Genomic DNA, 19,839 nt, shown 5'->3' with positions numbered 1-19,839 from the left:
GGTCCTGCCGCGCTCGCGCTACTCGTCGCGCTGCGGGTTGTAGCCACCCAGGCTGCTCGCCGGATCGTCGATACGGCTCAACAGCCGCTGCATCGACGCCTCGACGAGTGCGGCATCCAGGGTGCGGGCGTCGGCCGGACTGACCGCGCCGAGGTCAACCAGCTCTGATTCGACACCGTACTGCTCAGTCACACCGCACTCGCATCTATGGACAGGCGGCGACACTGCCGCAACCGGACAGAGCTCTGCCCCCAGAGGGGGCTCGACGGCCCAGGTGGGCCGACGGTCACGCTACGCGGGACTATGGCAGATCTCGAATGGTTTTGGCGCCAACGAAGTGTGGTCGGCGGGTGGGACGGCCTTCATCGGGCCACCACGGGTCAGTCGCTCGCCATGGCGCGCCGGACACTCTCGTGGAGCAGGGTGCGGCGCTGCTCGTGCAGTTCCGGGGGCTCTTGGGCGGTTGCGGCGTAGACGTTGCTGACCGGGGACCAGGCCATGGACATGGCGATGACCATGGCCATCAGGTCGAAGGGGTCCCCCTGACGCACCAGGCCCGCGGCCTGCGCCTCGGCGATGGCCCGCAGCTTGCGGTCGTCGAGGCGGTCGGGGTCCTCGACCAGGTGGCCCGTCGGGCGGCGCTCCAGGCGCGCCCAAGTGGCGAGGCGGATGAGGTCGGGACGGCGCAGGTACTCGTCGTAGAGGCGCACCGCCCAGTCCGCGAGGTCCGTGGCGTCGATCGGGACGACGTTCACGATCCGCTCCAGCGAACCGAAGAAGATGGCGTCGAAGAGCCCTTCCTTGTTCCCGAAATAGGCGTAGAGCTGCGCCTTGTTCGTGCGCGCGGCGGACACGATCCGCTCGATGCGCGCACCGGCGATCCCGTGCTCGGCGAATTCCTGGGTCGCCACGTCGAGGATGCGCTGGTAGGTCGCGGCTCCGCGGGTGGTCAGGGGCTGGTCTGCCATGTCCGCCAGGCTACCAAACAGAACAGTTGGTTTGCCTGATGGCGCGATCGCCCCTACTCTCCAAATAGACCGAACAGTCTGTCTGAGGAGAGCCCCATGAGGACCACCATGAGCCGGCAGGCCGAAGGACCGGCGGCGACGCTGCGGCGGACGCCGCTGAAGCGGCGCGACCTGCGCCCCGACGACCTCGCGGTCCGCGTGGACTACTGCGGGGTCTGCCACACGGACCTGCACGCCGTCAACGCCCGTGAGGAGGGCCAACCCCTGGTGCCGGGGCACGAGTTCACGGGCGTGGTGACCGAAAAGGGTTACGGAGTCACGGACTTCGTTGTCGGCGACGCCGTGGCGGTGGGCAACATCGTCGACTCGTGCGGCACGTGCGCCATGTGCCGGGCCGGCCAGGAGAACTTCTGCCACGCGTTCCCGACCCTGACCTACGGTGGAGTCGACCGCCACGACGGAACGACCACCCAGGGCGGCTACTCCCGTGAGTACGTCGTCCGATCGCGCTTCGCCCATCCCCTTCCCCCCGGCCTGGACCCGGCCGCCGCCGCTCCCCTGCTCTGCGCCGGGGTCACCGTCTGGGAGCCGCTGCATGCCCTCGGCGTGGGACCGGGTTCGCGCGTCGCCGTGGCGGGACTGGGCGGTCTCGGCCATCTCGCCGTCAAGATCGCCGTGGCGCTCGGCGCGGAGACCTCGGTCATCAGCCGGTCACCGGACAAGGCCGACGACGCCCACCGCCTCGGCGCGCACGATGTGATCGTCTCCACCGACGCGGACCGGATGGCCGCCGCCCGCGACCGGTTCGACGTCGTCATCGACACCATCGCCGCCCCGCACGACCTCGGCCCCTACCTGCGCCTGGTCGCGATGGACGGAACGCTCAGCCACCTCGGCCACCTGGGCTCCGTCACCGTGGAGACCACCGACCTGCTCATCGGGCGCAAGAGTCTGAGCTCGGCGGGCAGCGGCGGCAGGCCCGCGACCGCCGCCATGCTGGCCTTCTGCGCCGAGCACGACATCACCGCCGACATCGAACTGCTCCCCTCGGCCCGTGTGAACGAGGCACTCGACCGGCTGCGGCGCAATGACGTCCGCTACCGCTTCGTGCTCGACATGTCCGACCTGGACTGAGGAAGCGGCCGGGGACCGCTCGGCCCACCGCGGCAACCATCGCGGGCACGGCGACGACTACGGGGCGAGCCGCTCATCGGAAACTCCCCGAAGGAGACGTTCCCATGACCATTCCCCGCTCCCCCGTGCTCGTCCGAGCCCGATCCCGCGTACGGAACTCGCTGCACGCCAGGCGCCTCGCCTGCCTCACCGGCGCCACGGGCATCGCCGCCGCGGCCGTCCTGGCCGTCCCGGGCACGGCCGCCGCACACGGCGTGGCCATGGTGCCCGGGTCGCGCACCTACCTGTGCTACAAGGACCTGCTCGCCAACTCCTCCACGCAGATGCCGACCAACCCCGCCTGCAAGGCGGCGGTGCAGGAGGCGGGTACCACGCCGCTGTACAACTGGTTCGCGGTGCTCGACTCCAACGCGGGCGGCCGCGGCGAGGGTTATGTCGAGGACGGCACGCTGTGCAGCGCGGGCGACCGCAGCCCCTACGCGTTCTCCCCGTACAACGCTGCCCGCACCGACTGGCCCGTCACCCATCTCACCGCGGGCGCCACCATCGAAGTGAACTACAGCAACTGGGCGCACCACCCCGGTCAGTTCAAGGTGTACGTCACCAAGGAGGGCTTCGACCCGCAACAGCCGCTGGGCTGGTCGGACCTGGAGAGCGTGCAGACCGTCCAGAACCCGCCGCAGAACGGCGGTCCCGGCAGCGAGGCGGGCCACTATTACTGGGACCTGCGACTGCCGGAACGCACCGGCCGGCACATCCTGTTCGTCCAGTGGATCCGATCCGACAGCCAGGAGAACTTCTTCTCCTGCTCGGACGTGGTCTTCGACGGAGGCAATGGCGAGGTCACCGGATTGACCGGTGGTAAACAGTCCAGCGCCGCCGTGACCGCGCTCGGCGCGGGTGAGAAGAACACCAAGGCGGATGCGGTGCACGAGGACCATGGCGGCCACGAGGGGCATGGCGGCGACGCGTCGGCTGCTTCCCGCCGCGCGGCCGACGCCGCTCCGGACATCGAGAACGCCGCCTCCGACTCACCCCTGGACTCCCCCGGCCCCGGCCTGATCAGCGCCCTCGCGGGTGCCGGTGCCGCGGTCCTGGTCGGCGGTACGGTCCTGCGCCTGCGCCAGCGGCGGCCATCGACCACCGATCAGTAGGGAAGGCGGCGCAGGCGAGGGGAGAGGCCGGGCGATACGACGGCGAGGAATTCTTCCTGCCCGACCGGTATCGCCCGCCTCCCCCCTCATGAATTTCAGCCGAACCACGCCTTACGGCACATCGTCACGCGGCAGAGGAGTGGTCAAACACCCCTGGCCAGACGCCAGTTGTGTCATCGGCGTCGGAATTTTGCCGACACCTCCGCGCAATTCGGATCACAACCAACCGCAAACCCCGGCGGTCACACGTAGTTGCAAGGACCACATACGTCGCACGGAGGTTATGCAATGCCCTCTCACCTCATTCGCCGCCGGGTTTTCCGTACCACGTCGGCGGTGACGCTGGCGCTCGGTACGGGGCTGGCCGCTCCGCTCCTCCTGGCGGGCACCGCCGGAGCCGCGGCGCCGGAGGCGACCGCCGCGTTCAGCGCGAGCGATCACGCGATCGTCTACACCGCCGCCCCCGGCCAGACCAACAAGGTCTCCGTCACCGCGTCCATATCCGAGGGATCCGAAGAGATCACCTACGTGATCGACGACGCCGTCCCGGTCAGCGTGGGCGAGAGCTGCTCCTACCCCGACGGCGCGGACCGCACCAAGATCTCCTGCACGGTCGCCACCCTGGAGTCACAAGACCCGTACGCCACCTTGATGTTGGACCTCGGCGACGGCGACGACAGCGTGACCCACGACAACACCACCGACCAGGCCTACTACTTCACCTCGGCGGACCTGGGCGACGGCAAGGACATCTGGACGCACATCGGCGGCGTCGACGGCAACTCCGTCCACGGACAGGCGGGCGACGACAACCTCACGGTGGGCGAGGCCGGCGCGGCGAGCGGTGGTGACGGCAAGGACACCATCCACGCCGCAGACAGCAGCATCGCGCAGGGCGGCAACGGCAACGACACGATCTACTCGGACGGCCAGGAAAGCGCCGTCGACGGCGGCGCCGGCGACGACGTGATCCAGGGCGGCGCCGCCCGGCAGCACCTGACCGGCGGCGACGGCAACGACACGATCCGCGGCGGGGCCGGCGACGACTTCATGTACGGCGGTAAGGGCAACGACGTCCTGTACGGCAACAGCGGTGCCGACACCATCTACGGAAACAGCGGCAACGACAAGCTGTACGGCGGCGCGGGCCGGGACACCCTCTCCGGCGGTCCCGGCACGAACGTCGTCCGCCAGGACTGACGGCGCACACCGCCGGGGGTGCCGTGCTCACCCGCAGTCTGACCGGCGAGCGACCACTTCCCCTTGGGCAGGCCGTCGTCGAAGAGGCCCGGTCCGCCGCCGAGGAAGACCGGGAAGATCGTGAGCGCGAGGCGGTCGACCCGGTCGGCCGCCGGCAGTGCCTTGATGACGCTCGCGCTGGAGAGCACGAGAACGTCGCCGCCCTCGGTCGCCTTGAGGTCCGTTGCCACCTCGGCTGTCGGCTTGTCGACGACGGCCGTCCGCTCCCACGGCGCCTCGTCGAGGGTGGCGGAGAGAACGACCTTGTCGGCGCCGACGAGCCACTTCGCGAAGGCCTGGTGCCTGTGGGCGCGCGGCGTCAGGTCCGCGCGCCCACAGGCTGCTGGGTGGCCGTTCTGCCGGGTGGACGCTCTGCCGGTGGCCGCTCTTCCAGGTGATTTCTACGCGGGGGTGGTGATGCGCCTGACCGCCTGGCTCGTCAGGTCGCGGCCGTGCGGTGCGCCGTCCAGGGCGCGGTGCAGGGCGAGCCCCTCGATGAGCGCGTCCAGTTGGCGGGCGGTGTCCGGCTCGAAGTGGCGTTCCAGGAGGTGCCGGCTGCGGCGCATCCATGCCTGGGTCAGCTGCCGGTACTCCGGGCGCCGGGCGGCGAGGGTGTAGAGCTCCTGTGTGAGGACCAGATCGCGCCGAGGCCCTTCGGAGAGCGTGTGGATGAGGTCGGTGACGGCCTCACGCGCCTGTTCGGGGCTGTCGGCGTGGTCCAGGTACCGCTCGAAGACGGCCACGATGTGGTCGGCGAAGAGGGTGAAGGCTTCGCGCAGCAGGTCGTCGATGCCGGTGAAGTGGTACGTCATCGAGCCGAGCGGCACGGCGGCCCGTGTGGCGATCTTCCGGTGGGAGACACCGGCGACCCCTTCGTCGGCGATGTGGTCGAGGGTGGCGGCGAGGATGCGTTCGCGCCGCTGTGGGTCCGCGTGTCCGGTGGCCATCGCGACGGCTCCTAGAGGCCGCGGATCGGGCGGGCGGGGTTCCCGACGGCGACGACGTCGGCGGGTACGTCCTTGGTGACCACCGCGCCGGCGCCGATGACGCTGTTGTCCCCGATCGTCACGCCGGGGCAGACGATGACGCCGCCGCCGAGCCAGACGTTGTCCCCGATGGTGATGGGGAGCGCCGCTTCCAGCTTGTCGCGCCGGGGCCGCGGCTCCACGGGGTGGGTGGGGGTGAGGAGTTGGACGTTGGGGCCGATCTGGCAGTCCTCGCCGATGGTGATCCGGGCGACGTCCAGCGCGGTGAGGTGGTAGTTGACGAAGGTGCGGGCCCCGATGGTGATGTTGCTTCCGTAGTCGACGTACAGCGGTGGCCGCACCTCGACGTCCTCGCCGACCGAGGCGAGCAGTTCGGCGAGGACCGACCGGGCCTCGCCGGAGTCATCGAGGAAGACGGCCTGGTAGCGGGCGGCGAGCCGCATGGCGCGCTGTTGCCTGCGGGCGATCTCCGGGTCGTCGGCGATGTAGAGGTCGCCCGCGAGCATGCGCTCCAAGTTGGTGCGCGGGTCGTCAGCAAAGTAGTCCGTCGACATGCGTACGATCGTACACTCTGGAAGGTACGACCGTACGCTCTGCCTGCGTCCGAGGGTGGACAAGGGCGCCGACCCATGGGGCGGGCCCGGCGGGGTACTCGGAAGCGCGACAGCGGTGCCGTCGTCGATTCCGAGGAGGTACGTGCCGTGCGCGCCTTCAAGCGCTGGTTCGACCGGAGTTTGACCGCGCAGGCGGTCTTGATCTTCCTGCTGGGCGTGGGTGTCACCGCGCTGTTCCGCCGGGACGAGCATCCGGTCGTGTGGGTGATCCAGGGCGTGCTCTACGCCGCCATCGTCATCGCGTTCGTGGCCGTGCAGCGCCGCAGGGCCAGCCGCGCGGCCGGCACCGACGCGCGCGGGATCGTCGAGCTCCACCGCAAGATCCGGAATCGTGAGGTGCCGAGGGAGCCCGAGGAGAGGGCGACCATGCGGCGGCTCGTCGCCGAGCAGTTGGGACAGATCGAACGGGGCCGCCGGTGGCTGCCGTACTGGCTCGGCTCCATGATCCTTGTCGCCGTCGGCACGCTCGCCGCCGGGGTGGCCACGGGTTCCTGGGTCCTTCCGCTGATCCTCGCGGCTGCCGTGATCGGGTTCTGCTGCTGGGCCCTGTGGATGCGTCGCCGCTCCATCGACCGCTTCCGCTACATGCGCTCCTCCTTGCAGAGTTAGCAGGAGGTACGACGCGGCCGGCCGCTGTGAACGCGCACCCTCAGCTGACGGGGTCGCCGACGACGCCGCCGGTCGCCGTGCGGATCGCGTGGGCGTAACGCCGAGCGACGGCCGTCACGTCGATGAACTCCGACAGGTCGGCTCCGGCGAGGATGGCGGCCCCGATGTGCTCGTCCAGCACGCGCACGACCGCGGCGGCGGCCGCGGCGTGCGTCCGCACCTCAAGGTCGTCGGCCGGCCGCTCGAGACGGCTGCCGATGATCACGCACAGCTCCCGCTCCGTCTGGTCGCAGGCCATCAGCCATGCCGTGCGCAGCGGCGGTTCGGTGTCGGCGAGCCGGATCATCTTCATCGCGAGCATCTCGTCGGCGAGCTCGACGGGCGCCTTGCCGCCCAGTCCGGCCAGTTCCGCGGCCAGGTGGTCCTCGATGGATTTCTGCCGGGGCCAGCGGCGCAGCACGCTCAACAGGGTGAGGACGCCCTGCATGACGATCGGCTCGGCACAGCTCTCCTTGCTGCGAAAGTGCCGCCAGATGGTGCGCGTGGACAGACCCACGGCCTCGGCGATCTGATCGCCGCTAGTCGAGGCCACTCCCTGCTCCCAGAACAGCCGGGCCGCCTCCCGGGAGATCTCCAGACGCAGCCGCGTACGCCGCTGCTCGCTCATCCCTCCCCCGCTGCGTCGCTCCGTCGCCACGGCGCCTCGCCACCCTTCCCTGCTGATGTCATCAAACGGCATTGTGTCACTAAGTGGCAGAGGTGGCGAGATGGCGCCGATCCGGCGTCGCAGCCGCTGACCTGCCTGGAGCCCGGGCTGCTACGGGAGGCGGGGCTGACCGACGACACTGCGGACGCCTGCTTCCCGATCACGTCAGCGGCCTGCGACGTCCTGGCGGCGGCGACGGTCCGGCAGGCGCGCGGGGCACTTGGACGGCAGCGGTACACGATGGGCCAGTGCCTCTCCGCCCCCACGTCGAGTGAGCGCCCGCCTGAACGGGCCCGAGCGCGGGCGGCTCTCGAGAGTGCCGTGAGGGGTGGCGAGAGGGGCTGGTAACTGGCGGCGGCCCTGGGTGGACCGTAGATCACGTGCCCCGAAATTCACGTGCCCCCGAGATCCGAGCGCGCTATCGTCGGCCCCATGAACGTCATCGGCCCGAACACCACCGCGACCGCGCGAGCGACCAGCTCGCCGGTTGCCGCCGCCTGACGTACTTCCCACTTTCCACCGGCGACCGGACACGGTCCGCCGGTGGTTTTCTGTGGCGTCAACGTCCCGGTTCCTGTCTGCGGACCTTCGTCCGGTGCCTCCCCGCTGTGTTTGCGAAGGAGCCACCCCATGAACACCGACATCAGCACCGAGACCAGCACCGGCATCAGCACCGAAGGCATCGTCCGCACGTTCGTCGAGTACTTCGAGGAGCTAGGGCACCGGCGGGTCACCGGTTCGACCTTGCTGCCGCCTTCCGGTGACCCGGTGCTGTTCACCACCTCGGGCATGCATCCGCTCACCCCGTACCTGGAGGGGCGGCCTCATCCGCTCGGCAGGCGCCTGGTCAATGTGCAGCGCTGTCTGCGCACCACGGACCTGGAGGAGGTCGGCGACTCCACCCATCTGACCGTCTTCGAGATGCTCGGCACCTGGTCGCTGGGCGACTACGGGGGCACGCAGAGCCTCGACTGGGGCTACGGGCTGCTCACCGACGGGTTCGGCATCGACCGGCGGCTGCTGCACGCCACCGTCTTCGGTGGCGACGAACGGATCGGGCCCGACACTCCCTCCCTGGAGCTGTGGCAGGAGCGCGGGGTGCCGGTGGAGTTCACCGTCGAGGACAACTGGTGGTCCAACGGGCCCACCGGCCCCTGCGGCCCCGACTCGGAGATCTTCCTGTGGACCGGCGACACCCCTCCGGAGTCGACGCCGACCGGTGACGAGCGCTGGGTGGAGGTGTGGAACCACGTGATGATGCGCCACCGCCGGCTCGACGACGGGTCGCTCGTGCCGCTCCCCCAGCGCAACATCGACACCGGGCTCGGCCTGGAGCGGCTGGCCTTCCTGCTTCAGGGGCGGACCTCGGTCTTCGAGGGCGACCTCTTCGACCCCTGGCGTCGGCTCGTGCCGGGTCTGTGGCAGCTGGACGTGCCGTCGCTGCGCATTGTCTGCGACCATCTGCGGTCCGCCATGGTGGTGATCGGCGACGGGGTACGCCCGGGCAACACCGGCCGCGGCTATGTACTGCGCCGACTCGTGCGACGGTTGCTCACCGTGCTGTGGCGGGACGACCCCTCGCGCGAACTGGTCGATCTGCCGGGCGAGTTGGTGCTGCACACTCTCGACCACTTCCGCCAGGACGTGGATCCGGACGACGTGCGCCGAGTGCTGGTCGACGAGGAGCGGCGGTTCCGCAGGCTCCTGGAGCGGGGGCGGCAGGTGCTCGCCCGGCCCCGGTTCCGGGGCCCGCTGGGCGAGGAGGACTTCCACTATCTCCACGACACCCATGGCCTGCCGCGTGACCTGATCCTGGCCTTGCGCCAGGGGTGACGCCCGCGCCGGGTCAGGGCCGGGGAATGCGCCCCTTGCTCACCATCGCCGCCCGCACCCGCCGCTGCGCCGGGTCGCGGCCGGCGGTGTGCGGGGTGACGTCCCGGCGGGCGGCCTCGTCCAGGACGGTGTGGGTGTTGCTCCGCAGCCGCGTCGAGATCGTCTCGAAGATGGCCGTGGTGTCGGGCCGGAATCCGGAGTAGCGGACGTCCAGGGCGAACGCCGCCGCGTCGACGCCTCCCGCGTTGGCCACGAAGTCCGGCACCAGGTGATGCCGCGCTCGGCGAGGATGCTCTGGGCAGCGGGTGGGGTGGGCAGGTTGGCACCCTCCACGATCAGCCTGGCCTTGATCTCGTGTGCGGTGGTGGGGCCTCGACAACAGGCCCAGGCATACCGGCAACTCGGCGGGTCCCGTCAGTCCGTGGCCAGCGCGTTGTCCAGGAGGATCTCCGCCGCCGTCCGCGCATGCCGGCCGTAGTCCGCCTCGCCCAGCACCATGGCGCGGCTGGCGGCTCCGTCCGCGAGCGTCACGAGCTGCTCGGCGAGGACGGTGGGACGGCGGCAGCCCAGTTCCGCCACCAGGTCGGCCACCAGTCGCACCATCAGCAGTTTCCGTTCGCGGGCGTATGAGTGGACCGCGCTCTGCGGGTCGGGGAACTCCACGGCAGCGTCGATGAACGGGCATCCGCGCACTGGATCCGTGCCCGCCGGGAGGGGATCGAACAGAGCGAGGATTCTCTCCTTGGCGGGGACCTCCTCGCGTACCAGTGCGCCCTCCAGGGTGTGCCCTGTCGAGGCGAGGTCCTTCAGGTGGGCGAGGACGAGCTCGTCCTTGGTCCGGAAGTGTGCGTAGAGGGTGCGCTTGGACACCGGCGCCCGCTCCGCGATCTGCTCCATGCCGGTCGCGTTGATCCCCTGGACCGCGAACAGTCCGGCCGCGGCGGCCAGGATGCGCTCCCGCCCTCCGCGACCCTGCCGCCGAGATGCCGTCGTCGTGGTCATGACGTAAGTATACGCTCGCGTTTACTTCAGAGGGGCCGACTGGTTATGGTGGATTTCCAGGTAAACGCCAACGTTTACTTAAGTGATCCTGAGGAGAGCTCCATGAGCGGTCCGGTCAGCACCCAGATACGCACGAGCGAGACACTTACCGGCGGGACGCAGGCCGACGGGACACGCCCGCGGGAGTACGCCGAGCAGCTGATTCGCGGGCGCCGCGCGACCCGCGCGTTCCGACCCGACCCGGTGCCCGAGGACGTTTTGCGCGCGGTCTTCTCCCTCGCCGGCGCCGCGCCGTCCAACTCCAACGCGCAGCCGTGGCGGGTCGAGATCGTCGGCGGCGCACGGCGAGACCGTCTGGCCGACGCCCTGCGGACGGCCCACACCGAGCGACGCGTCACGGCCGACTACCCGTACTCCGAGGACATGTACGCCCCCGTCCACCAGGAACGGCGGGCCGCCTTCGGCGCAGATCTGTACGGAGCGCTGGGCATCGGCCCCGACGACCACCCGGCCCGCGCCGCCTACGACGCGCAGAGCATGGGCTTCTACGGAGCTCCCCACGCCGCGTTTCTGTTCGTCACCGGCGACGGCGGGCCGCGACTGGCCGCCGACGCCAGCGCCTACCTGCAGACGTTGCTTCTGGCCATGACCGCGTACGGCGTGGCCAGTTGCCCGCAGGGTCTGCTCAGCTTCTACGCGGACACCGTCCGCGACGAACTCCGCGTAGACGAAGGGAAGCTGCTCGTGGGGATCTCCTTCGGCTACGCAGACGAGAACGCGCCGGTAAACCAGGTCGCGACCGACCGGGCGGCCCTGGCGGCGACCACCGCCTTCCACAACTAGAGTCCGTCGCGAACGGAGAGCCGCGGACGCGCGCCCTACGCGTGCGGGGCGCGGCTCTGCTCTGCCACCGTCACGCGTCGGTGCCGCGGCGCTGCTCCGCCACCCTCACGCGTGCGTGACGCGGCGCTGCTCCGCCACCGTCCGCAACACCTCCACCAGGGCCGCCACCGCCGGGCGCCGTTCGGCGGAGGCGCGGCAGACCACGACGACGTGCCGCTCGACCCGTTCGCGCAGCCGCACCACGTCGAAGCGCGAGGCGCGCAGGCCGAGCATCAGCTCGGTCACCGTGCTCACGCCGATACCGGCCTCGACCAGGGCCAGGGTCGCCGCGGTGTCGGTGACTTCGTGCCGTACGTCCGGTTCGATGCCCGCGCGGCGGCAGGCGGTGCGCACGGCGCGGCCGTAGTAGCTGCCGGGCGACGGCAGGATCCAGGCCAGGCCCCGGGTGTCGGCCAGGGCGGCGCGGTCGCGGCCCTGCATCCAGCCGGTGGGCACCGCGAGGGCGAAGCGCTCGCGGTAGAGCCGGGCCACCCGCAGGGCGGCGTCGCGCGGGATGGGCACGTCCGGGTAGTCGAGGCCGAGCGCCAGGTCGACGCCTCCCGAGGCGACGGCGTCGTACACCTCGTCGACGTCCATGTCGCGGCTGTGCACGGCAAGGTCGGGGTGGGCCGCGTTCATCTGGCGCAGGGCCGGCGGCAGGATCTCGGCGGCGGCCGTGGCGAACAGGCCCACGAGCAGGGTGCCGGAGACCGTGCCGGAGCCGCGCTCCAGCTCCTCGACGGCTTCGGCCTCCGTCGCCAGGATCCGCTCGGCGTGCCGGGCCAGCGTGGTCCCGGCGTCGGTGAGCTCCACCCGTCGGCCCACCCGGCGCAGCAGCGGGGTGCCCGCGGCCTTCTCCAGTGCGGCGATCTGCTGGGAGACGCCGCCCGGGGTGTAGCCAAGGGCCTGCGCGACAGCGGTGATGGTGCCGCGCCGAGTCAGCTCGACCAGGGAACGCAGCTGGGAACTCGTCCAATCCATGGAGGAGACCGTATAGAGACCGTCAAAGATCGGGAGCAGGAACTGTTCATGGACGTCAACGGATGGGTTGCGTCACGATGACGGACAGCCGGCTGATCGGCGCCACGCACGTTACTGAGCAAGTACCGAGCACGTACTGACGGCCCATGCCCCGCCCGTGAACTGACGCCTCTTCAGGTACGTCGGTCCGGACGCAGGCCTCTGGAAGGGATCGGCTCTTGTCCTCCTCACCGCGTCCGTCCACCGCCCTCGCCCCCGTCTTCCCCACCGTCTTCCGCGACCTGCCGCCGACCGCCGATGTCGTGATCGTCGGCGGGGGCGTGATGGGCGCCTCCATCGCCTTCCACCTCGCCGAGGCCGGGGTGCGTGACGTCGTCGTCGTCGAACGCGGCGAACTCGCCTGCGGCAGTTCCGGCAAGCCGATCGGCGGCGTGCGCGCCCACTTCTCCGACCCGCTCAACATCGAGCTCGGCCATCGGAGCCTGCGCGCCTACCAGGACTTCCCGCACCGGCCCGGAGCCGACATCCGCCTCGACACCGTGGGCTATCTCTTCCTGCTCACCGGCGAGCGACAGGTCGCCGCGTTCACCGAGAGCGTGCGGCTCCAGAACAGCCTGGGCGTGCCCAGCCGCATGATCGACGCCGACGAGGCACGGCGCCTGTGCCCCTACCTGAGCACCGACGGTCTCATGGCCGCCGTGCACTCCCCCACCGACGGACACGCCCGCCCCGGCCTGGTCGTGCACGGCTATGCGGACGCGGCGGCCGGGGCGGGCGTCCGCTTCGCCACGCAGACCCGCGTCACCGGCATGGACACCACCGGCGACCGCGTCAGCGCCGTGCACACCGACCGCGGCACCGTCGCCTGCTCCACCGTGATCTGTACGGCGGGCGCCTGGTCCGCCCGGATCGGCGCCATGGTCGGCATCGACCTCCCCGTACGGCCGGTGCGCCGCCAACTGGTCTTCACCGAAGGGCTTTCGCCCGCCGCCCCGCGAATCCCCTTCACCATCGACTTCACTTCATCGGCGTACTTCCACAACAGTGACGACGGCCTGCTGTTCGGCCTCGCCGACCCCCGCCAGCCCGACGGCTTCGACACCACGTGGACCCCGGAGTGGCTCGACCTGTTCCAGGACGTCGTACGCCATCGCGCCCCCGCCCTCGCCGAGATGCCGATCGCCGACGGGTGGGCGGGCCTGTACGAGGTCACGCCCGACCACAACGCACTGATCGGCCGCTCCGGCGAGCTGCCCAACTTCCTCTACGCCACCGGGTTCTCGGGCCACGGCTTCCTCCAGGCCCCCGCCGTGGGCGAGATCGTGCGCGACCTGCACCTGGAGCGCACGCCGTGCGTGGACGTCGCGCCACTGAGCGCCGACCGCTTCCGGAACGGAGCCGCGATCCGCCCCGAGGCCCACGTCGTATGACCCCCACCTCCCATCCGACCGCTCGAAAGGCAGACCTCCCATGATCAGCCAGTGGCAGCTGCGGGCCGCTTTCGCCGCACGGCTCTCGGAGATGTACGGGCGGGAAGTCCCCGCCTACAACACGCTCGTGGACGTCTCGCGCGAGGTCAACGAGGACACCCTGCGCGCGCGGGGCGCCGAGGCCGAACGGCTCGGCTCCATCGGCCGGGTCACCGCGGAGCGGCACGGCGCGATCCGCGTGGGCACCCCCACCGAACTGCGGCATGTCGCCCGGATCTTCGGCGCGCTCGGCATGCGCCCGGTCGGCTTCTACGACTTGCGGGAGGCGGCGGCGAGCGCGGTGCCGGTCGTGTCGACGGCGTTCCGCCCGGTGGACGCCGAGGAGTTGGCGCGCAATCCCTTCCGCGTCTTCACCTCGCTGCTCACGCCCGCTGACCCGCGCTTCTTCGACCCCGATCTGCGCTCCCGCCTGGAGACGTTCCTCGCCGGGCGCGAGCTGTTCCCGCCGGAGCTGCTCTCGCTCGCCGACCGGGCCGAGGCCGAACGCGAACTGCCCGATGCGCAGGCCGAGCGCTTCCTCCATCTCGCCGTGCAGGCCTTCGAGTTGTCGGCCGAGCCGATCGACCAGGCCTGGTACGAGGAGCTGGAGAGGGTCTCCGCGGTCGCCGCGGACATCGGCGGCGTCCGCTCCACCCACATCAACCACCTCACCCCGCGCGTCCTGGACATCGACGAGCTGTACCGGCGGATGACCGACCGCGGCATCGAGATGATCGACACCATCCAGGGCCCGCCCGCCTGGAAGGGCCCCGACCTGCTGCTGCGCCAGACGTCCTTCCGCGCCCTGGCCGAACCGCGCGCCCTGCGCCAGGCCGACGGCAGCGTGACGCGCGGCGCCCTGCGGGTGCGGTTCGGCGAGGTCGAGGCCCGTGGCATCGCCCTCACCCCCGCGGGCCGCGCGCTCTACGACCGTCTGCTCACCCTCGTCGACGACGAGGCCGCCCGGCGCCCCGCGGCCGACCGCACCGAACTGGCCCGCGCCCTGTGGGCCACGCACGTACCCGCCACCGAACGCGAGCTCGCCGCGCGGGAGCTGGCCTACTTCACCTACCGCGCCGCACCCGACCGTCCACGCGACGGCACCCAACCCCCCACCACGATCGGCGAGTTGGAGAGCCGAGGCTGGGTGCGGGCCGAACCAGTCGTCTACGAGGACTTCCTGCCCCGGTCCGCCGCCGGCATCTTCCAGTCCAACCTCAGCGGCGAGGGCTCCCTGGACACCGAGCAGGAAGGCGCCGCGTACGACAGCGACTGGCTCTCCGGCGCCGTCGACCGCGAGGTCCTCGACCCGTTCGCCCTGTACGAGCGCCAGCAGAGCCTCTCGATCACCCAGGTCGGGCACGACCTGGGCCTGGCCCTCGACGACACCCGTGACTGAACCCTCCACCTCCACCCGCACACCTCACCCAGGGAGCACCATGACCGGCACCACCGCCCTGCCCAGCACCGACGACCTGCGCGCGCGTGCCCGCACGAGCCTGCGGCGCATCGGTGCGACCGTCCCGGAGGGCAGTGACTTCCAGGCGCGTACGCCCATCACCGGCGAGGAGCTGTTCGGCCTGACCGCGGCGACCGCCGCCGACGCCGAGGACGCCGTCGCCGCCGCCCATGAGGCGTTCCTCGCCTGGCGCGCCACTCCGGCGCCTCGCCGGGGTGAACTCGTACGCCGTCTGGGCGAGTTGCTGCGCGAGCACAAGAGCGAGCTGGCCGACCTGATCACCATCGAGGCGGGCAAGATCCGCTCGGAGGCGCTGGGCGAGGTCCAGGAGATGATCGACATCTGTGACTTCGCGGTCGGGCTCTCGCGCCAGCTCTACGGCCGCACCATCGCCTCCGAGCGCCCCGGCCACCGTCTCGCCGAGACCTGGCACCCGCTGGGCGTGGTCGGCGTGATCTCCGCGTTCAACTTCCCCGCCGCTGTGTGGTCATGGAACACCGCGGTGGCGCTCGCCTGCGGCGACACCGTGGTCTGGAAGCCGTCCGAGCTGACGCCGCTGATCTCGCTGGCCTGCGACCGGCTCCTTGCCCTGGCCGCGCAAGAGGTCGGCGCCCCCGCCGACGTGCACCGTCTGCTGCTCGGCGACCGCACGGTGGGCGAGCGCCTCGTCGACGACCCGCGGATCGCGCTCGTCAGCGCCACCGGCTCCACCCGCATGGGCCGCGAGGTCGGCCCGCGCGTGGCGGCCCGGTTCGGACGCAGCCTGCTCGAACTCGGCGGCAACAACGCCGCGGTCGTGGCGCCCTCGGCGGACTTGGACCTCGCTGTGCGGGGCATCGTCTTCTCCGCGGCGGGCACGGCGGGCCAGCGGTGCACCACGCTGCGCCGCCTGATCGTCCACCGCGACATCGCCGACACCCTGGTCGCACGCCTGGCGGCGGCGTACACGAAGCTCCCCATCGGCGACCCGTTCGACGAGAACACCCTCGTCGGCCCGCTCATCTCCCCCGCCGCCCTCGACGGGATGCGGGACGCGCTCGCCCGCGTCCAGGCGCAGGGCGGCAAGATCCTCGCCGGCGGCAACCGGCGCCTTGCGGATGCGGCGCCGCGGTCCGCGTACGCCGAACCGGTCGTCGTCCGAGTCGACGAACAGACCGACGTCGTACGTCAGGAGACCTTCGCGCCCATCTTGTACGTCCTGACCTACGACACCCTGGAGGAGGCCATCGCGCTGCACAACGACGTCCCGCAGGGACTCTCCTCCAGCATCTTCACCCGCGACCAGCAGGAGGCCGAGCTCTTCTTGTCCTCCGAGGGCTCCGACTGCGGCATCGTCAACGTCAACATCGGCACGTCAGGTGCCGAGATCGGGGGCGCGTTCGGCGGCGAGAAGGAGACGGGCGGGGGTCGCGAGTCCGGCTCGGACGCCTGGCGCGCGTACATGCGCCCGGCGACGAACACCATCAACTACTCGAGCAACCTCGCCCTGGCCCAGAACGTGAGTTTCCTCTAGGCGACAGAACGGGCGCAGTGCGGCGCCCCTCGGAATGGGGGTTGCCGAGGGGCGCCGTTGAACGCTGTCAGGGCTGTTCAGGCCCTCAAAGGTCGCGCCGGAAGAACTCGACGATCACCGCCCACAGGGCGCGGCCCACCAGGGCCGCTGTGATACGTGTCGCGAGGTCCTGCCCCACCTTTGTCCGCATGGACGACTTGCGCTCGGCCATATCTCCTCCTCTCGGTGCCGGGGCGCACGAATCGGCCGCCTGGTGACGGCCAACCCCGCGCGCCCCTCCCCCAACGCGAGAAGCAGACGGACTCAACATACCGATGGGTCACGGGTGTTCGGAAGCACGCCGCCGTCCTCCGCGAGGCGAACCAGCGCACCGTGTACGGAACCTCTCGTGCCTCGGCCGAGCCATCCCTCGACGCTGCGATGCCGGCCCAACCCCACGGCATCGAACTCGTCCTCGCCTGCGCCCGCCACCACGCCCAGCCGCCGCAGCGCCTGAGACCGGTCCGGCCGCAGGCCCTGCCCGATCGAAGCCAGCCGCGCGGCGGGCAGATCCTGCGAGGCGGTGCGCGACACCCGGCCGCCGATGACTGCTTGTAGGTCGTATCCCATCCCGGCATCTTCCCGGAGCAAGTTTGTCAGATGCGTTGACGAACCAACTACCTGCTCCTAGCTTCGATTCGCCGCGCTTCGTATGTCATATACGAGACGCGGTATGCCATACGCGGTGTACGCACGGGCCGTGTTGGCTCAGCCGACCAGAGTTCAGATCCGAAGTTCAGAGCAAGAGTTCAGAGGAGGAGAACCCACCATGAGTTCCCGCATCCGCAAGGGCCCCCGTCGTTCCACCCCTGCCGCCGCCATAGCCCTGTCCCTCCTCCTCGGCGTCACCGCCACCGCGTGCGGGGACGACGGCTCGGGCATCGCGGGCGACGCGGGCAGCGAGGGGTCCGGCAAGGGGACCATCACCTTCTGGGACAACAACACGGCCGTCCGCCGGGGCATTTGGCTGGAGATCATCAAGGACTTCGAGAAGAAGTACCCGGACATCAAGGTCGATTACGTCGGCGTCCCCGCCGAGAACGCCCAGTCGAAGTACGACAACTCCATTCAGGGCGGCGGCCTGCCGGACGTCGGCGGTGTCGGCGCCGCCATGCTCGCCGCGATCGCCGCCCAGGGTGCGCTGGAGCCGCTGGATGACCGGTTGGCCGAGAGTCCTCTGGACGGCGAGCTCAGCAAGAGCATGCTCGCGTCGACGACTTCGGCGGGCGGCACGTCGCAGCTGCTCATGGTCCCGACCTCCGCGAACAACGGTGTCATGTACTACCGCACCGACCTCTTCAAGGCCGCCGGTCTGGAGGCGCCGACCACCTGGAAGAAGTTCTACGCAGCGGCCGACCGCCTCACCGCCAAGGACGAGAACCAGTTCGGCTACACCATCCGCGGCGGTGTGGGGTCCATCGCCCAGGCCCTGGACGCGATGTACGGACAGAGCGGCATCAAGTCCTTCTGGAACGCGGACGAGACGAAGACCACGGTCAACGACCCGAGGAACGTCGCGGCCCTGGAGAAGTACGCGGCCCTCTACAAGAAGACGACCCCGGCCGCCGACCTCAACAACAACTTCACGCAGATGGTCGCCCAGTGGGACGGCGGCCGGATCGGCATGCTCAGCCACAACCTGGGCTCCTACCAGGACCACGTGAAAGCCCTCGGCCCCGGAAAGTTCCGCGGTCTGCCGAACCCGAAGGCGACGGGCGGCAAACGCGTCCAGGTGTCCAATCCGATCGACGGACTCTCGATCTTCAAGACCAGCACCAAGAAGAAGGCCGCGTGGAAGTTCATCGAGTTCGCCTCCTCGCACGAGGCGAGCTCGAAGTTCAACGAGTCCGCCGGCCTGATCCCCGCCAACAAGAAGGCCGTCAAGGACGCCTGGGTCGAGAAGTCCGAGCCGACGCGCCTGGCCGCCGAGGCACTCGACTCCCCCGCCACCACGATCGTTCAGCTGCCGTACTACCTGCCGGACTGGAACACGATCTCCAAGGCCGAGAACGAACCCGCCTTCCAGAAGGTCCTGCTCGGCAAGACCGGCGCGAAGGACTTCCTGGACGACCTCGCCGACCAGCTCAACACCGCGCAGGCCGACTGGCGGCGGCAGAGCTCCTGATCAGGGGGCGAAGGTGAGGTCGGCGGCGACGGGCAGGTGGTCGCTGCCGGTGGCGGGCAGCGACCGGACGTGGGTGACCGTCGCCGCGCGGGCCATGACGTGGTCGATGCGGGACACGGGGAAGGCGGCGGGCCAGCTGAAGTCGAAGTCCCGGGCCACCGAGTCCAGTCGCGTGAGGACCGGGTCCAGTCCGCGGTCGTCCACCGTGCTGTTGAGGTCGCCCAGCAGGATCAACCGGTCCAGCCTCTCGGCGGCCAGCTCCGCGCCCAGCAGAGCGGCGCTCTCGTCGCGCCGGCCGGAACTGAATCCGCTCAACCGCACGCGCACCGAGGGCAAGTGGGCGACGTACACCGCGACATCGCCCCACGGTGTACGCGCCTTCGCCCGCACCCCGCGGTTCCAGTCCCTCCCGACCCCCTCCGGCCTGATGTCCACCGTCCGGATGTCCGTGAGCGGGAACTTCGACCAGAGGCCGACCGTGCCCCGCACCGCCCGGTGGGGATAGCTCGGCGCCAGAACTCTGTCGTACACCGGCAGCGCGGAGGACGTCAGCTCCTCCAGGGCGATGAGGTCCGGTCCGGAGTCGATCAGGGCGCGGGCGGTGCCCGCGGGGTCGGTGTTCACGTCGCTGACGTTGTGCTGGACCGCCGTGATGTCGTGGGCGCCGCGGTCCCCGGCTGCCACCCGCCCGCCGAAGAGGGTGGCCCAGACGGCGGCGGGCAGCAGCAGGGCCACCAGCGCGACGGCCGAGCGGCGCAGCAGGGCCAGGACGAGCAGCAGGGGAACGGCGAGGCCGAGCCAGGGCAGGAAGGTCTCCAGGAGGCTGCCGATGCGGCCGACGGTGTTGGGCACGGCGGAGTGGAAGGCCAGCAGTCCCCCGGTCAGCACGGCGAGCGCGGCGAGAATCCGGCCGCGCGCCCAGGGCGAGCGGCCTGTCGCCTCCGCGCCCCAGCGCAGCCAGGCGCCGCGGGGCAGGTGTCGCCGAAGCCGTGCGGTCCGCGTCCCCGGCACCGCGCCGCTGTCCGCCCGCTCCACTCGCTTCCCCTCCGTATCCACGCTCCCTCGGCCGTGAGCGCGACGTGCCCGGTAGGACGCCACCATCGGGTGATCGGGTTCCGGCTGCCGG

Annotated in this window: 21 protein-coding genes and 1 pseudogene; 10 read left to right on the top strand and 12 right to left on the bottom strand. The window is 70.7% G+C overall.

Going from position 1 to position 19,839, the window contains the following annotated elements:
* Positions 1 to 18: 18 nt before the first annotated feature.
* Positions 19 to 192, bottom strand: a complete 174-nt coding sequence (locus ACZ6ZP_RS16175) for a hypothetical protein (protein WP_351155939.1) — start codon at positions 190 to 192, stop codon at positions 19 to 21.
* A 188-nt stretch (positions 193 to 380) separates the two neighbouring features.
* Positions 381 to 968 (bottom strand): TetR/AcrR family transcriptional regulator, encoded by a 588-nt coding sequence (locus ACZ6ZP_RS16170; protein ID WP_351155942.1) that lies wholly within the window; start codon positions 966 to 968, stop codon positions 381 to 383.
* Positions 969 to 1,064: 96 nt separating this feature from the next.
* Here ACZ6ZP_RS16170 and ACZ6ZP_RS16165 point away from each other — a divergent pair, with 96 nt between their 5' ends.
* The 3 genes from ACZ6ZP_RS16165 (at position 1,065) to ACZ6ZP_RS16155 (ending at position 4,456) form a co-directional block, all read left to right on the top strand.
* Positions 1,065 to 2,102: an NAD(P)-dependent alcohol dehydrogenase gene (locus ACZ6ZP_RS16165; RefSeq protein WP_469407162.1), complete on the top strand. Its 1,038-nt coding sequence runs from the start codon at positions 1,065 to 1,067 to the stop codon at positions 2,100 to 2,102.
* A gap of 104 nt (positions 2,103 to 2,206) precedes the next feature.
* Positions 2,207 to 3,256 carry a lytic polysaccharide monooxygenase auxiliary activity family 9 protein gene (locus tag ACZ6ZP_RS16160; RefSeq protein ID WP_469407160.1) on the top strand — a complete coding sequence of 350 codons (1,050 nt, stop codon included), beginning with the start codon at positions 2,207 to 2,209 and terminating at the stop codon, positions 3,254 to 3,256.
* Positions 3,257 to 3,544: 288 nt separating this feature from the next.
* A complete protein-coding gene (locus ACZ6ZP_RS16155) occupies positions 3,545 to 4,456 on the top strand; it encodes a calcium-binding protein (RefSeq protein ID WP_469407159.1) in 912 nt (303 codons plus the stop codon).
* On the opposite strand, the gene ACZ6ZP_RS16150 is transcribed toward ACZ6ZP_RS16155, so the two are convergent.
* From ACZ6ZP_RS16150 to ACZ6ZP_RS16140, 3 genes are all read right to left on the bottom strand, one after another.
* Positions 4,363 to 4,686 carry a dihydrofolate reductase family protein gene (locus ACZ6ZP_RS16150; RefSeq protein WP_469407157.1) on the bottom strand — a complete coding sequence of 108 codons (324 nt, stop codon included), beginning with the start codon at positions 4,684 to 4,686 and terminating at the stop codon, positions 4,363 to 4,365. The two genes, ACZ6ZP_RS16155 and ACZ6ZP_RS16150, sit on opposite strands and share 94 nt — an antisense overlap.
* Positions 4,687 to 4,896: 210 nt before the next feature.
* The gene (locus tag ACZ6ZP_RS16145) at positions 4,897 to 5,442 is read right to left on the bottom strand and encodes a TetR/AcrR family transcriptional regulator (protein WP_351155949.1); all 546 of its coding nucleotides are present in this window, start codon (positions 5,440 to 5,442) and stop codon (positions 4,897 to 4,899) included.
* A gap of 11 nt (positions 5,443 to 5,453) precedes the next feature.
* Positions 5,454 to 6,035: a sugar O-acetyltransferase gene (locus tag ACZ6ZP_RS16140; protein WP_361464607.1), complete on the bottom strand. Its 582-nt coding sequence runs from the start codon at positions 6,033 to 6,035 to the stop codon at positions 5,454 to 5,456.
* A gap of 147 nt (positions 6,036 to 6,182) precedes the next feature.
* Here ACZ6ZP_RS16140 and ACZ6ZP_RS16135 point away from each other — a divergent pair, with 147 nt between their 5' ends.
* Positions 6,183 to 6,704, top strand: coding sequence for a hypothetical protein (locus tag ACZ6ZP_RS16135; RefSeq protein ID WP_361464611.1), 522 nt, complete (start codon positions 6,183 to 6,185; stop codon positions 6,702 to 6,704).
* A gap of 40 nt (positions 6,705 to 6,744) precedes the next feature.
* Here ACZ6ZP_RS16135 and ACZ6ZP_RS16130 read toward each other — a convergent pair whose 3' ends face one another.
* Entirely contained in the window at positions 6,745 to 7,371 is a 627-nt protein-coding gene (locus ACZ6ZP_RS16130; protein WP_351155956.1) for a TetR/AcrR family transcriptional regulator, read from the bottom strand.
* A gap of 669 nt (positions 7,372 to 8,040) precedes the next feature.
* Between ACZ6ZP_RS16130 and ACZ6ZP_RS16125 the strand changes: the two genes are divergently transcribed.
* Positions 8,041 to 9,243 (top strand): alanine--tRNA ligase-related protein, encoded by a 1,203-nt coding sequence (locus tag ACZ6ZP_RS16125; protein ID WP_469407154.1) that lies wholly within the window; start codon positions 8,041 to 8,043, stop codon positions 9,241 to 9,243.
* Between the two features lie 13 nt (positions 9,244 to 9,256).
* On the opposite strand, the pseudogene ACZ6ZP_RS16120 reads toward ACZ6ZP_RS16125, so the two are convergent.
* Both ACZ6ZP_RS16120 and ACZ6ZP_RS16115 read right to left on the bottom strand, forming a co-directional pair.
* Positions 9,257 to 9,576: pseudogene (locus tag ACZ6ZP_RS16120) on the bottom strand (Rossmann-fold NAD(P)-binding domain-containing protein).
* Between the two features lie 81 nt (positions 9,577 to 9,657).
* Entirely contained in the window at positions 9,658 to 10,245 is a 588-nt protein-coding gene (locus ACZ6ZP_RS16115; protein WP_469407152.1) for a TetR/AcrR family transcriptional regulator, read from the bottom strand.
* A 102-nt stretch (positions 10,246 to 10,347) separates the two neighbouring features.
* On the opposite strand from ACZ6ZP_RS16115, the gene ACZ6ZP_RS16110 reads away from it, so the two are divergent.
* Positions 10,348 to 11,088 (top strand): nitroreductase, encoded by a 741-nt coding sequence (locus ACZ6ZP_RS16110; protein ID WP_469407150.1) that lies wholly within the window; start codon positions 10,348 to 10,350, stop codon positions 11,086 to 11,088.
* Positions 11,089 to 11,193: 105 nt separating this feature from the next.
* Here ACZ6ZP_RS16110 and ACZ6ZP_RS16105 read toward each other — a convergent pair whose 3' ends face one another.
* Entirely contained in the window at positions 11,194 to 12,108 is a 915-nt protein-coding gene (locus ACZ6ZP_RS16105) for a LysR family transcriptional regulator (protein ID WP_351155972.1), read from the bottom strand.
* Positions 12,109 to 12,431: 323 nt separating this feature from the next.
* On the opposite strand from ACZ6ZP_RS16105, the gene ACZ6ZP_RS16100 reads away from it, so the two are divergent.
* Genes ACZ6ZP_RS16100 through amaB form a run of 3 tightly spaced genes read left to right on the top strand, consistent with a single transcriptional unit; the run spans position 12,432 to position 16,549 of the window.
* Positions 12,432 to 13,538 carry an NAD(P)/FAD-dependent oxidoreductase gene (locus ACZ6ZP_RS16100; protein ID WP_469407276.1) on the top strand — a complete coding sequence of 369 codons (1,107 nt, stop codon included), beginning with the start codon at positions 12,432 to 12,434 and terminating at the stop codon, positions 13,536 to 13,538.
* 40 nt (positions 13,539 to 13,578) lie between these two features.
* Positions 13,579 to 14,976 (top strand): 2-oxoadipate dioxygenase/decarboxylase, encoded by a 1,398-nt coding sequence (gene hglS, locus ACZ6ZP_RS16095; RefSeq protein ID WP_469407148.1) that lies wholly within the window; start codon positions 13,579 to 13,581, stop codon positions 14,974 to 14,976.
* Between the two features lie 40 nt (positions 14,977 to 15,016).
* On the top strand, positions 15,017 to 16,549 hold the full coding sequence (gene amaB, locus ACZ6ZP_RS16090; RefSeq protein ID WP_469407147.1) for an L-piperidine-6-carboxylate dehydrogenase: 1,533 nt from the start codon (positions 15,017 to 15,019) through the stop codon (positions 16,547 to 16,549).
* A gap of 85 nt (positions 16,550 to 16,634) precedes the next feature.
* Here amaB and ACZ6ZP_RS16085 read toward each other — a convergent pair whose 3' ends face one another.
* The gene (locus ACZ6ZP_RS16085; protein ID WP_344526339.1) at positions 16,635 to 16,760 is read right to left on the bottom strand and encodes a hypothetical protein; all 126 of its coding nucleotides are present in this window, start codon (positions 16,758 to 16,760) and stop codon (positions 16,635 to 16,637) included.
* Between the two features lie 92 nt (positions 16,761 to 16,852).
* Entirely contained in the window at positions 16,853 to 17,158 is a 306-nt protein-coding gene (locus ACZ6ZP_RS16080) for a hypothetical protein (protein WP_351155981.1), read from the bottom strand.
* A 199-nt stretch (positions 17,159 to 17,357) separates the two neighbouring features.
* Between ACZ6ZP_RS16080 and ACZ6ZP_RS16075 the strand changes: the two genes are divergently transcribed.
* Entirely contained in the window at positions 17,358 to 18,713 is a 1,356-nt protein-coding gene (locus ACZ6ZP_RS16075; protein WP_351155984.1) for an ABC transporter substrate-binding protein, read from the top strand.
* Here the strand turns inward: ACZ6ZP_RS16075 and ACZ6ZP_RS16070 are convergent, their stop codons facing one another.
* Complete coding sequence (locus ACZ6ZP_RS16070) at positions 18,714 to 19,769, bottom strand: endonuclease/exonuclease/phosphatase family protein (RefSeq protein ID WP_469407145.1); 1,056 nt, start codon at positions 19,767 to 19,769, stop codon at positions 18,714 to 18,716.
* Positions 19,770 to 19,839 lie beyond the last annotated feature (70 nt).

The organism is Streptomyces sp. NPDC054047 (assembly GCF_055585065.1).
This window is presented reverse-complemented; position numbering and strand designations above follow the sequence as displayed.

Coding starts and splice junctions, on each gene's coding strand:
- ACZ6ZP_RS16080 (WP_351155981.1), bottom strand. CDS start 17,158: ATGGGATACGACCTACAAGCAGTCATCGGCGGCCGGGTGTCGCGCACC.
- ACZ6ZP_RS16170 (WP_351155942.1), bottom strand. CDS start 968: ATGGCAGACCAGCCCCTGACCACCCGCGGAGCCGCGACCTACCAGCGC.
- ACZ6ZP_RS16145 (WP_351155949.1), bottom strand. CDS start 5,442: ATGGCCACCGGACACGCGGACCCACAGCGGCGCGAACGCATCCTCGCC.
- hglS (WP_469407148.1), top strand. CDS start 13,579: ATGATCAGCCAGTGGCAGCTGCGGGCCGCTTTCGCCGCACGGCTCTCG.
- ACZ6ZP_RS16160 (WP_469407160.1), top strand. CDS start 2,207: ATGACCATTCCCCGCTCCCCCGTGCTCGTCCGAGCCCGATCCCGCGTA.
- ACZ6ZP_RS16125 (WP_469407154.1), top strand. CDS start 8,041: ATGAACACCGACATCAGCACCGAGACCAGCACCGGCATCAGCACCGAA.
- ACZ6ZP_RS16140 (WP_361464607.1), bottom strand. CDS start 6,035: ATGTCGACGGACTACTTTGCTGACGACCCGCGCACCAACTTGGAGCGC.
- ACZ6ZP_RS16115 (WP_469407152.1), bottom strand. CDS start 10,245: ATGACCACGACGACGGCATCTCGGCGGCAGGGTCGCGGAGGGCGGGAG.
- ACZ6ZP_RS16100 (WP_469407276.1), top strand. CDS start 12,432: ATGGGCGCCTCCATCGCCTTCCACCTCGCCGAGGCCGGGGTGCGTGAC.
- ACZ6ZP_RS16075 (WP_351155984.1), top strand. CDS start 17,358: ATGAGTTCCCGCATCCGCAAGGGCCCCCGTCGTTCCACCCCTGCCGCC.
- ACZ6ZP_RS16110 (WP_469407150.1), top strand. CDS start 10,348: ATGAGCGGTCCGGTCAGCACCCAGATACGCACGAGCGAGACACTTACC.
- ACZ6ZP_RS16130 (WP_351155956.1), bottom strand. CDS start 7,371: ATGAGCGAGCAGCGGCGTACGCGGCTGCGTCTGGAGATCTCCCGGGAG.
- ACZ6ZP_RS16155 (WP_469407159.1), top strand. CDS start 3,545: ATGCCCTCTCACCTCATTCGCCGCCGGGTTTTCCGTACCACGTCGGCG.
- ACZ6ZP_RS16085 (WP_344526339.1), bottom strand. CDS start 16,760: ATGGCCGAGCGCAAGTCGTCCATGCGGACAAAGGTGGGGCAGGACCTC.
- ACZ6ZP_RS16105 (WP_351155972.1), bottom strand. CDS start 12,108: ATGGATTGGACGAGTTCCCAGCTGCGTTCCCTGGTCGAGCTGACTCGG.
- amaB (WP_469407147.1), top strand. CDS start 15,017: ATGACCGGCACCACCGCCCTGCCCAGCACCGACGACCTGCGCGCGCGT.
- ACZ6ZP_RS16165 (WP_469407162.1), top strand. CDS start 1,065: ATGAGGACCACCATGAGCCGGCAGGCCGAAGGACCGGCGGCGACGCTG.